The following is a 9,848-nucleotide window of genomic DNA, read 5'->3' as shown; positions in this document are numbered from 1 at the left end:
ACCCGGTACAGACAAGCGATTACGGCGGCGGGAAGCGGCTGCAAGGCGGCCATGGATGCCGAGAAGTTCATCGAGAGCCTGGAGCACAACGCCGTAGCGCTGTAAGTTTCATCAGAACACCGCAGGTGATATAATATAAAGCAAAAGTTACTAGGAGGATAAAATTATGCCTGTGATAACAATTGAAGCAGCTAAATTAACTAAAGAACAAAAGAGAAAGTTAGTAAATGAACTTACCGCATCAGCTTCAAATATCATGAATATACCTGAACAGGCATTCTTTGTTTTTGTAAAGGAAAATGAAAGAGATAATATAGGTGTTGCAGGGCAGCTTTTATCTGACAAAGATGAGAACACTTCACTGAAAAGTGAGGACTAATAAATGCAGTAGCTGCTCTTTCGATTACGTTAACGCCTGAAGAAATGAACAAACAAATAATTCTTTAAGGAGGGAATCAACTATGGAAAATGTTGTGGTATATACATCCACCAATTGTCCGCACTGCCGTCAGGTCAAGAGCTTTTTGAATGAGAAGGGAATTTCTTACGAGGAGCGCAACATCGAGCAGAACGAAGAGTTCGCGCAGCAGGTGTGGGATATGGGCATGCGCGCTGTTCCGGTTACCGTGATCGGCGAGCATAAAATCGTGGGCATGAACAAAACGCAGTTCGACAAGGTATTGGCGGCTGCGCAGTAATAACAGCTATGGGTTAAAGGAAGGGCGTCTCCGACAGCGGAGGCGTCCTTTTCTGCAGTGCGGCCGGGTAACGGGGAATGAAAAGTGCGGCTAGGCCGGTACAAAAGACATTGCAATCCGAAATACCGCGTACACGGTGATGCCGCCTATGCTTGGCATAAGGCCCGCTGGGGTCCGTATTTTTGTTGCTTGTGAATTTTAGCACTTAAGGAGTATTGGAAATGATGTTCGACGCATTTAATATATAAGGGACTTAAAGCCAAGGAGGGTTAGAGCAAGTATGGGAAAGTTGACGAAGGCGATCGTATTGGGGATGCTGGTTGCCGCCGCTGTGCCGCCGGTTGTGTATTGGGGGATGGATTATGCGTATGCCGCAGTAAATGGAACCGCTGTGCGTTCCGTCAGCGATATGACTCAGCGTCTTGCAGGGGCGATGAACAACCGCAGAGAGAGTGTTGCGTTTACATATGAAGGAAAGACCTCGCGCTTGAAGTCGCAGATCCAAACCGCGCTGGACCAGGCCATGTCGAACGATCCTTACTTGAACTATATTGTGAACGGCTACAGCTTCTCCTACCGGACCGGTTCCCGCTCGGCTGTCGTCAGCGTCCGGCTGTCGTACAGGGAATCGCTTCAGCAGACGGCCTACGTGAACGAACGGGTTAAGGCGGTTCTGAACAAAATTATTAACCCGGGGATGACGGGCGATGAGAAGGTAAAGGCGATTCACGACTGGGTGGTGCTGAACCTGAAATATGACACGACCTACACCAAATATACGGCGTATGAAGGGCTGAAGAGCGGCAGCGCCGTCTGCCAGGGTTATTCCCTGCTGACCTACAAGCTGCTGAAGGGCGCCGGGATTCCGAATAAAATCGTGGAAGGAACCGCGTGGCAGGGAGGCTCGGGCCAAGCGCACGCATGGAATCTGGTTCAGCTGAACGGACGCTGGTACCATCTGGACACGACCTGGGACGATCCCACTCCCGATCGTGCGGGCGCTGTCAGTACGGACTACTATCTGCGCACAGACCGCCAGATGCGCCGCGACCATACCTGGACCCGCGCCTATCCGGCAGCGGCTGTGGAATACTCCCGTACGCTTGGCGAACTGGCAAGCCTCAAGGGAGCGAAGCAGGCGGCCTATCAGAAGCTGCGAAAGGAGCTGCGGTACGACCTCTATGAAGAGAGCGGCATCGTCGATGACGCGGCCGAGCTGACCGCATTGGCGGGGCAGGCGCGAAAGGCAGGAGAAGCTTCGCTGCTGTTCCGCTATGACGGAAGCGAGAGCAGGCTGGTAAGCGACCTCCAATCGCTGTATGAGAAGGGTTTCAAGAATCTGAGCTACAAGGCATCCTCATTTGAGGATACGGGGGATTTGAAAGTGGATCTGTACTGGCATTAACGTCTTCAACTTCAAAAAGATCGCTCCGCCATCCGTCCGAAAGGACGGCCGGGGGCGATCTTTGTCTATAAATATGGACCGCAAGCGCCTAGGTCAATTTAGATTCGGAGTCATGCCGCAGTCGGTCAAGGACGGGGGCATTCGCCTGCGGAACCGACGGGCGGCCAGACAGTAACGGAAGAGGCCGCTACGGTCATGCCGCAGCCTCAGCCGCGTTCGCGTCCCGCCATCTGCTGCCAAACCGTTCCGGCCGCCTCCTCGCCGGACTCAATGCGTTCCAGCGCCATGCGCGCCTGAAGCCCGACTTCGAACTCGGGATCATTCACTGCTGCTTCCAGCGCGCCGCGCGCATCAGATGTGCCGACCTCGTACAGAAACCGGGCGGCGCGCCAGCGGACGATTTTGCTGTCGTCCTCCAGCGCCCGGATCATGACCGGCGTGGCAGCGGGGTCGCCGATGTCGGACAGGGAGTCGCCGGCGGTGCGCCGCACGGCCGGGGCCTTGTCTTTCATGGCCTCGTACAGCAGCGTCTGCGCTTCGGGCGTCCGCAGATCGCCCAGATAGACGACGGCCAGCCGGCGGATCAGCAGCTTCGGGTCTCTGAGCGCCGCTGCAAGCTGTGGGATCAGCTCGGGCGCGGGCGACAAATCTTCAAGCGCCGCATAGCGTACCCGCCAGTTGTCGCTCGCAAGATCGCGCAGCAGTTCGTCCTGACCGCGCTTGCCGCGCTGCTCGGTGAACTCGCCTTCGCCTGTCCCGTGCGCAATAGCCTGCTGCACCAGTGAATCAAGGCGCTCCTGCGGATAGGCGGCCTCAAGCTCCTGCTCGACCTCGCGGGCGATCTCGGGCAGCTCGCCGTAGCGGACGCCGTAATCCGTCAGCTTGCGCTCTTTAATCAGGACCGCGCTCGCCACATTCGTCACCGCCTCGGTGAACCGGGGCGACAGCGCGATTCGTTCCTCGCGCGCTCCGCTCTTTACCCGGATCTGGATCGGAATGGCGCGGAACATTTGGACGAATACCTGTGCCTCCCCGAAATGCGCTCCGGCGTTCTCGTCCGTCAGCGTCCACTCCCGGTCCCCGGCCGCTTCGCCGCCGAAGCGGGCTTGCAGCTCCCGGAATATCTCGGCCCAGTCCGCAGAGGGCCTCCGTTCCAGCGCCGCAAAGTCGGCGGTATGAAAGACGCTTTCCACCCCCGGGATGGTCAGCATCTCACGCGCCCAGGACGGCGCTGCATGCTGGCTTTGCAGGGTATAGGTTCGGCGTATTCCCGGCTCCAGCTGTTCGTCCAGATGAAGCTTCATCGTGTTCGGACTGGGCGTGGGTTCAATAAATGTGATCTTCATTCGGATAAACCTCCTTATGGCGGCAGCTGCCGCATTTGCTCACATATTGGTCTGCAAGAGTGTTTATCCGCATTTTACATCAAATTTGAATGGAAATACAAAACAGCCGCAAGCTCCGGACCGGAGCAGCGGAGCCAGGCTCTGGCAACTCGCTGCCTGTGCTGCCCATTTTTGCTCTTTTGGAGGGAAATCAAGGAGTTTGCGGGCTTTTTGGCCCGATTTTATGCTATAATATGCCGAAACCTATGTGTAAAGGATGGTATGCAAAAATGATCAGTACAAGCGGCGTGACACTCCGTTACGGAAAGCGCGCACTTTTTGAAGATGTAAATATAAAGTTCACTCCCGGCAATTGCTACGGCCTGATCGGGGCCAACGGCGCCGGCAAATCAACATTTCTGAAAATTCTGTCCGGCGAGATTGAAGCCAACTCCGGCGAGGTTCATATCACGCCCGGCGAACGCATGGCCGTACTGAAGCAGAACCATTTCGAATATGACGAATACCCGGTGCTGGAAACGGTCATTATGGGCCACACGCGCCTGTACGACATTATGAAGGAGAAGGACGCGCTGTACGCCAAGTCTGACTTCTCCGAAGCCGACGGCCTGCGCGCTGGCGAGCTGGAAGGCGAATTCGCCGAGCTGAATGGCTGGGACGCCGAGCCGGACGCCGCCGCGCTCCTGATCGGCCTCGGCATTCCGCGCGACCTGCACGACAAAAGAATGGCGGAGCTCAGCGGCAACGAGAAGGTGCGGGTACTGCTTGCCCAGGCGCTGTTCGGACGTCCGAACAACCTGCTCCTTGACGAACCTACCAACCATTTGGACCTCGAATCGATTGGGTGGCTGGAGAACTTCCTCATGGACTATGAAGGCACCGTTATCGTTGTATCCCATGACCGTCACTTCCTGAACAAAGTATGTACGCACATCGCGGACATCGACTTCGGCAAAATTCAGATGTACGTCGGCAACTATGACTTCTGGTACGAATCCAGCCAGCTGGCCCTCCAGCTTCAGCGGGAATCGAACAAGAAGAAGGAAGAGAAGATCAAGGAACTGCAGGCGTTCATTCAGCGCTTCTCGGCCAACGCGTCCAAGTCGAAGCAGGCGACGTCCCGGAAGAAGCAGCTCGACAAGATTACGCTGGACGACATCCGTCCGTCCAACCGGAAATATCCGTTCCTGAACTTCAAGCCGGAGCGCGAAGCCGGCAAGCAGCTGCTGACGGTCAGCAATCTGACCAAGAGCATCGAAGGCGAGAAGGTGCTGGATGAAGTGGGCTTTGTCGTCAATAAAGGCGACAAGATTGCCTTTGTCGGCCCGAACGGGCTGCCGAAGTCGACGCTGTTCGATGTCATCATGGGCGAGACGGAGGCGGACTCGGGCGAATACACATGGGGCGTGACGACCTCCCAGGCTTATTTCCCGAAGGATAACTCCAGTTATTTCGACGGCGTGGAGCTGAACCTGGTGGAATGGCTGCGCCAATACTCCAAGGACCAGGACGAGACGTTCCTGCGCGGCTTCCTGGGCCGCATGCTGTTCTCCGGCGAGGAAGCGCTGAAGAAGGCGAGCGTATTGTCGGGGGGCGAGAAGGTGCGCTGCATGCTGGCGAAGATGATGCTGAACGGCGCGAATGTGCTCGTCTTCGACGAGCCGACCAACCACTTGGACCTCGAATCCATCACGGCGCTGAACAACGGGCTGATCGACTTCGACGGCACGATTCTCTTCACCTCGCATGACCATCAGTTCATCCAGACGATCGCGAACCGGATTATCGAGATTACGCCAAATGGCATTATCGACCGCGTGATGAGCTATGACGAGTACCTCGAAAGCGACGAAGTCAAGGAACTGCGCCAGCGGATGTATCCGGTGGAAGTGTAGAATAAACCGCAAGCAAGGCGCGGAATAAAGAACCTCTCCGCCGCGCGCAAGCGGACATATTCTCTTTATAAAACAAGGCCGACCGGATGATCTCCGGCCGGTTTTTTTTGAAGCTGCATGCTGTGAATGAGCACATACGATACGAATGCCGATTTCCCAAGGTATAGCTGCGCGCACGTTATTGGCCATGTTTTTTAAGATTCATAAAATTTATCGGGGTCCCGCAAAAGCATCTGGGTACGCTTCAAATCCAGGTCCTCACTTGGTGGGACTATCTTGCGGAGGGAAGTTCATGCGTTACGATTGCCTGATCGTCGATGACGAGGCCGTTCTGGCTGAGACGACCAGCGAGTATCTTAACCTGTTTGACGTGAAAGCGGCCTATGTGACGTCGGCGGAGGAGTGTCTGGCGTTCATGCGGGGGAACGAGGTGTCTCTGCTGCTCCTGGACATCAATTTGGAGGGCGCCTCCGGTTTTGAGCTTTGCAAGAAGCTGCGCCAGACGACGGAGATTCCCATTCTGTTCATCAGCGCGCGTTCGAGCGACGACGATATTGTCGTGGCGCTGAATATTGGGGGAGACGACTATATCAAGAAGCCCTACACACTGAGCGTTCTATTGGCAAAGGTCAGGGCGGTGCTGAAAAGATACGGTGGAGTCAAGCCGTCCGGAGATATATTGCGTGCCGGGAGCCTTGAATTGGACTGCAACCGGTGCAGTCTCCGGGTTGGCGGTGAGGAGGTTCGGCTGAAGACGCTTGAATTCCGGCTGCTTGCGTATTTGGTCCGGAACAGAAACCGGGTGCTGCCCAAGGAGGAGCTGTTCCGCGAGGTCTGGGGCGATTCCATCACCGGAGACGGCACGCTGAATGTACATATCCGGCATTTGCGGACCAAAATTGAGCCTGACCCTGACCATCCGCGCTATATCAAGACGGTATGGGGAACGGGATATTTGTTCGAGGACGGAAGCGTATGAATATCGGAAAAATGCTGCGGGGCATAGGAGTCGTTCTGCTGGCAGGGCTTCTTCTGTCTCTGTTCATCCTTCGAAATCAGGGTGAAGGGGGTGTCGTTGATATGGTGGCCGTCAATACGGCCGTGAAGGCAGCGGAAGCGCACTGGAAAGAGATTGCCGGGGGCGATTTGAATCGGTGGAAAGCTGCCGTTGCGGCGTCCAGCGCCAATTCGGAGAGCGGAGCCGCCGCCCGGCTGACGCTTATTGCGGGCGATGGCCGAACGCTTTACGCCGGGGAAGACGCAGCTGCATCGATCCATGATGCGCTGCGAAACGGCGATACCGTTGCCGATATTACCGTCAGCGGCGTTCCGGCGGGCAAGTTGATTATGGCGAATCACACAGCGGAGAAGGTGAAGGCGGCACGCCGGGAGCTTTACGCTGCGCTTGCGGTTTCGTGGACGGCATGCGCTGCCCTGTGCGCCGCCTATCTTCTGTACCTGCACCGTTCGGTGATCCGGCCCTTCAACAAGCTGCAAAGCTTTGCGCAGCAGGTTGCCCGGGGCAATCTCGATCTTCCGCTGACGATGGACAGGAACCGTCTGTTCGGCGCTTTTACCGAAAGCTTCGACCTGATGCGGGAGGAACTGGCGTCTGCCAGGGAGAGCGAATACCGGGCCAACCTCAGCAAGAAAGAACTTGTGGCGAGCCTCAGTCATGACATCAAAACTCCGGTCGCCTCCATCAAGGCGGTGACCGAGCTGATGCTTCTGTCCCCTGCGGAAGACCGGATGCGGAAGCGGCTGGAAGCCGTCCTCTCCAAAGCGGAGCAGATCGACGGGCTGGTGACCAACCTGTTTCATGCCACACTTGAGGAGCTGGAGCAGCTCAGGGTTGTTCCGACCGAAGAGTACAGCGGCGTTCTTGGCGGAATGTTGAGAAACGCCTGTTACGGATACGATATCCGGATTGGAGCCATTCCGGAGTGCATGCTCAGGATGGATGTGCTGCGGATGCAGCAGGTTGTCGACAATCTGCTGGCCAACGCCGGGAAATATGCGGGAACACCGGTGGAGGCGGCATTTGCGGCCTCTGGAAATTATCTGGTAATGCGAATTAAAGATGAGGGCGAAGGCGCGCCGGAAAGCGATCTTCCGCTGCTGTTCAATAAATTTTACCGTGGGAGCAACAGCGCGGGGCACAGCGGTTCGGGGCTTGGGTTATATCTCTCACGCAGCTTTATGCGGCGGATGGAGGGTGATCTGGTCTGCTATAACACCCGGGACGGATTTGCTGCTGAGCTGCGTCTGAAGCTGGTCTGAAGACCGGCCCGATATTTAAGAAACGGTTAAGAATCCGGCAACGACCCGTTAAGAAGCGCTGTAGTAAGATGAAACCGAGGTTCAAATTTGAAGTCTTGTTTACAGGGCGAGGGGAGAAATGGCAATGACGGAACTGGCGCAAGAAGCGTCGCGGACAAGGATGAGGGCGGCGAATCCAGTGGAGAAGGGACAGGCGGCGCGCAAGACGGTGCTGACTACGGCCAAGCTGTGCAAGACCTTTTCGGCCGGAGGCACTCAGCAGCATGTGCTGAAAAATCTGGATATCGAAATCGGGAGCGGCGATTTTACGATCATCATGGGCAGCTCCGGTTCGGGAAAATCCACGCTGCTATATGCCCTGTCGGGCATGGACAAACCGACGCTGGGAGAAATCTCCTTCATGGGAAAAGAATTGTCGCAGTTGTCCGCCGACCAGCTTGCGGTATTCCGCCGGGATCACTGCGGCTTTGTCTTTCAGCAAATTTATTTGCTCGATACAATGAGCGTGCTGGATAATGTACTGGCAAGCGGATTGCTGCGGAATTCGGGCAGGAAGGCTGTCGCCGCAAGAGCCAAGGAGCTGCTGCTGCGGGTAGGGCTCGGGGAGGGAGATTGGGGAAAATTTCCTTCCCAGCTTTCCGGGGGCGAGGCGCAGCGGACGGGGATTGTAAGGGCGCTGATCAACCAGCCGGCCGTGCTGTTCGCCGATGAGCCGACCGGCGCGCTCAATTCCTCCACAAGCCGGGGCGTGCTGGATGTGCTGACCGGATTCCACCGGGAGGGGCAGAGCATCGTCATGGTCACGCATGATGTCAAGACGGCGCTGCGGGGCAACCGGGTACTGTATCTCCGCGATGGAATCATTCACGGCGAGCTGCTCCTGGGACTGTACCGGGAAGAGGAAGGACGGGAACGTCTGAACCGGCTGAACGCTTTTCTGGAAAGCATGGGGTGGTAGCATGGCAGTGAACCATTTGGCCTTGTCGATGCTTCGCAAGCATAAGAGCTCCGCTGTCATCCTGTTCGTCCTGCTTCTGCTTACCGTGCTTGTTATGAATACCGGACTCACTATCTTTCTCCGGCTTAATGCGTTCTACGAGGCCAAGACGGCGGAGCTGTCCGGCGCGGACTTTGCCGCCAACTTGCCGGATGACGGCAGTCTGGACAAGAAGAAGGCGTTTCTCCTTGACCAGCCTGGCATAGCCAAGCTGGAGAGCGAAGAGAGCCTTGCGCTGAACGAAATTCAATTTTCATATAATGGAGGCGTTCTGTCGACCCTTCCGGTCTTTCTGAATGCGGACACAGGCCGCACGCTTTCGCCGCTGCGGCTGACCGAGCGTCTTCCTGACGCGCAAGGGCCGCAAATATACGCCCCTTATATTCTGAAGAGCGGCGGGGGCTATAAGTTGGGCGACAGCCTGACATTAACCGATTCCAGCCTCAAACGGCGAAGCTATATTATCGGAGGTTTTTTTCAGGATACGCTGCTTGGCAACACGCTAGGCGGCAGCTTGAAATTCTATTTGCCGCACCGCGAGTTCGCTGCATTGAAGGCCGAGCTGGGCGGAAATCATTATATATTTCTGTCGGTGCAGACGGCGAACGGCGCCCATCCGGGTAAACTGACGGATACCTTCAATAAAACCTTTCCCATGGACCCCACATCGTCCAGCATTTTGGCCGATACGGACAGCATGTCCCTGAACTACACCCTCCCGCTCACTCTGATCTCCCTTGTGCTGGTTGCGTTTGCGGCGGTCGTTCTTCTGGTGGCGGGGGTTGTAGTGAGATTCAGGGTCGCCAGCGGCATTGAAGACGATATGGAGAGCATCGGCGCGCTCAAAGCCATCGGATATACTGGACGGCAGATTACGGCGGCTCTCTTTCTTCAGCAGTTCGTTATTCTGTGCATCGCCGGAGCCGCCGGAGCCGTGCTGGCCTGGGCCGTGCTGCCGCTGCTTGGGAATATGATTTCTTCGTCGGTCGGTTTGCTCTGGACGCAGACTGCGGACCCCCGAATTTCGGCGCTGGGCTTTGCGGCAGTTTCGGTATTCGTATGCGCCGTTACCTACTCGTCGGCAAGAAAGGCGCTGAAGGTTACGCCGCTGACCGCTCTGCGGAAGGGGATCACGACCCACAGCTTCAAGCGGAACAGGTTTTCCCTGGAACAAGCCAAAGGCTCTCTGCAATTATCCCTGGGCCTGAAAAGAATGCTGAACCGTTT

At 56.4% G+C, this 9,848-nt stretch carries 9 protein-coding genes and 1 pseudogene; 9 read left to right on the top strand and 1 reads right to left on the bottom strand.

Annotated elements, in window-relative coordinates; translation table 11 throughout:
• From L692_RS31755 to L692_RS0109650, 4 genes and pseudogenes are all read left to right on the top strand, one after another.
• Positions 1 to 105: pseudogene (locus L692_RS31755) on the top strand (thioredoxin-disulfide reductase); the annotation flags it as partial.
• 61 nt (positions 106 to 166) lie between these two features.
• Positions 167 to 379 (top strand): 4-oxalocrotonate tautomerase DmpI, encoded by a 213-nt coding sequence (dmpI, locus tag L692_RS0109660; protein ID WP_025699373.1) that lies wholly within the window; start codon positions 167 to 169, stop codon positions 377 to 379.
• An 82-nt stretch (positions 380 to 461) separates the two neighbouring features.
• Positions 462 to 698 carry a glutaredoxin family protein gene (locus L692_RS0109655; protein ID WP_025699371.1) on the top strand — a complete coding sequence of 79 codons (237 nt, stop codon included), beginning with the start codon at positions 462 to 464 and terminating at the stop codon, positions 696 to 698.
• A gap of 280 nt (positions 699 to 978) precedes the next feature.
• Positions 979 to 2,103 carry a transglutaminase domain-containing protein gene (locus tag L692_RS0109650; RefSeq protein WP_025699369.1) on the top strand — a complete coding sequence of 375 codons (1,125 nt, stop codon included), beginning with the start codon at positions 979 to 981 and terminating at the stop codon, positions 2,101 to 2,103.
• 206 nt (positions 2,104 to 2,309) lie between these two features.
• Here L692_RS0109650 and L692_RS0109645 read toward each other — a convergent pair whose 3' ends face one another.
• Positions 2,310 to 3,449 carry a virulence factor gene (locus tag L692_RS0109645; RefSeq protein ID WP_025699368.1) on the bottom strand — a complete coding sequence of 380 codons (1,140 nt, stop codon included), beginning with the start codon at positions 3,447 to 3,449 and terminating at the stop codon, positions 2,310 to 2,312.
• Between the two features lie 269 nt (positions 3,450 to 3,718).
• Here L692_RS0109645 and L692_RS0109640 point away from each other — a divergent pair, with 269 nt between their 5' ends.
• The 5 genes from L692_RS0109640 to L692_RS0109620 all read left to right on the top strand — a co-directional run.
• Complete coding sequence (locus L692_RS0109640; protein ID WP_025699366.1) at positions 3,719 to 5,344, top strand: ABC-F family ATP-binding cassette domain-containing protein; 1,626 nt, start codon at positions 3,719 to 3,721, stop codon at positions 5,342 to 5,344.
• A 292-nt stretch (positions 5,345 to 5,636) separates the two neighbouring features.
• Positions 5,637 to 6,323 (top strand): response regulator transcription factor, encoded by a 687-nt coding sequence (locus L692_RS0109635; protein ID WP_025699364.1) that lies wholly within the window; start codon positions 5,637 to 5,639, stop codon positions 6,321 to 6,323.
• Positions 6,320 to 7,624 carry a HAMP domain-containing sensor histidine kinase gene (locus tag L692_RS0109630; protein ID WP_025699361.1) on the top strand — a complete coding sequence of 435 codons (1,305 nt, stop codon included), beginning with the start codon at positions 6,320 to 6,322 and terminating at the stop codon, positions 7,622 to 7,624. Before L692_RS0109635 ends, L692_RS0109630 begins: the two co-directional genes overlap by 4 nt.
• A 124-nt stretch (positions 7,625 to 7,748) precedes the next feature.
• On the top strand, positions 7,749 to 8,582 hold the full coding sequence (locus L692_RS0109625; RefSeq protein WP_025699360.1) for an ABC transporter ATP-binding protein: 834 nt from the start codon (positions 7,749 to 7,751) through the stop codon (positions 8,580 to 8,582).
• A 1-nt stretch (position 8,583) separates the two neighbouring features.
• Positions 8,584 to 9,848: ABC transporter permease (locus tag L692_RS0109620; RefSeq protein ID WP_025699359.1), on the top strand; the 1,265-nt coding region annotated here is incomplete at its 3' end.

Origin of the sequence: Paenibacillus forsythiae T98 (assembly GCF_000520735.1) — a bacterium.
GTDB classification, from domain to species: Bacteria; Bacillota; Bacilli; order Paenibacillales; family Paenibacillaceae; genus Paenibacillus_AQ; species Paenibacillus_AQ forsythiae.
This window is presented reverse-complemented; position numbering and strand designations above follow the sequence as displayed.

Bases quoted from the DNA above. Each gene is read 5' to 3' on its own strand.
- dmpI (WP_025699373.1), top strand. From the start codon at position 167: ATGCCTGTGATAACAATTGAAGCAGCTAAATTAACTAAAGAACAAAAG.
- L692_RS0109655 (WP_025699371.1), top strand. From the start codon at position 462: ATGGAAAATGTTGTGGTATATACATCCACCAATTGTCCGCACTGCCGT.
- L692_RS0109650 (WP_025699369.1), top strand. From the start codon at position 979: ATGGGAAAGTTGACGAAGGCGATCGTATTGGGGATGCTGGTTGCCGCC.
- L692_RS0109645 (WP_025699368.1), bottom strand. From the start codon at position 3,449: ATGAAGATCACATTTATTGAACCCACGCCCAGTCCGAACACGATGAAG.
- L692_RS0109640 (WP_025699366.1), top strand. From the start codon at position 3,719: ATGATCAGTACAAGCGGCGTGACACTCCGTTACGGAAAGCGCGCACTT.
- L692_RS0109635 (WP_025699364.1), top strand. From the start codon at position 5,637: ATGCGTTACGATTGCCTGATCGTCGATGACGAGGCCGTTCTGGCTGAG.
- L692_RS0109630 (WP_025699361.1), top strand. From the start codon at position 6,320: ATGAATATCGGAAAAATGCTGCGGGGCATAGGAGTCGTTCTGCTGGCA.
- L692_RS0109625 (WP_025699360.1), top strand. From the start codon at position 7,749: ATGACGGAACTGGCGCAAGAAGCGTCGCGGACAAGGATGAGGGCGGCG.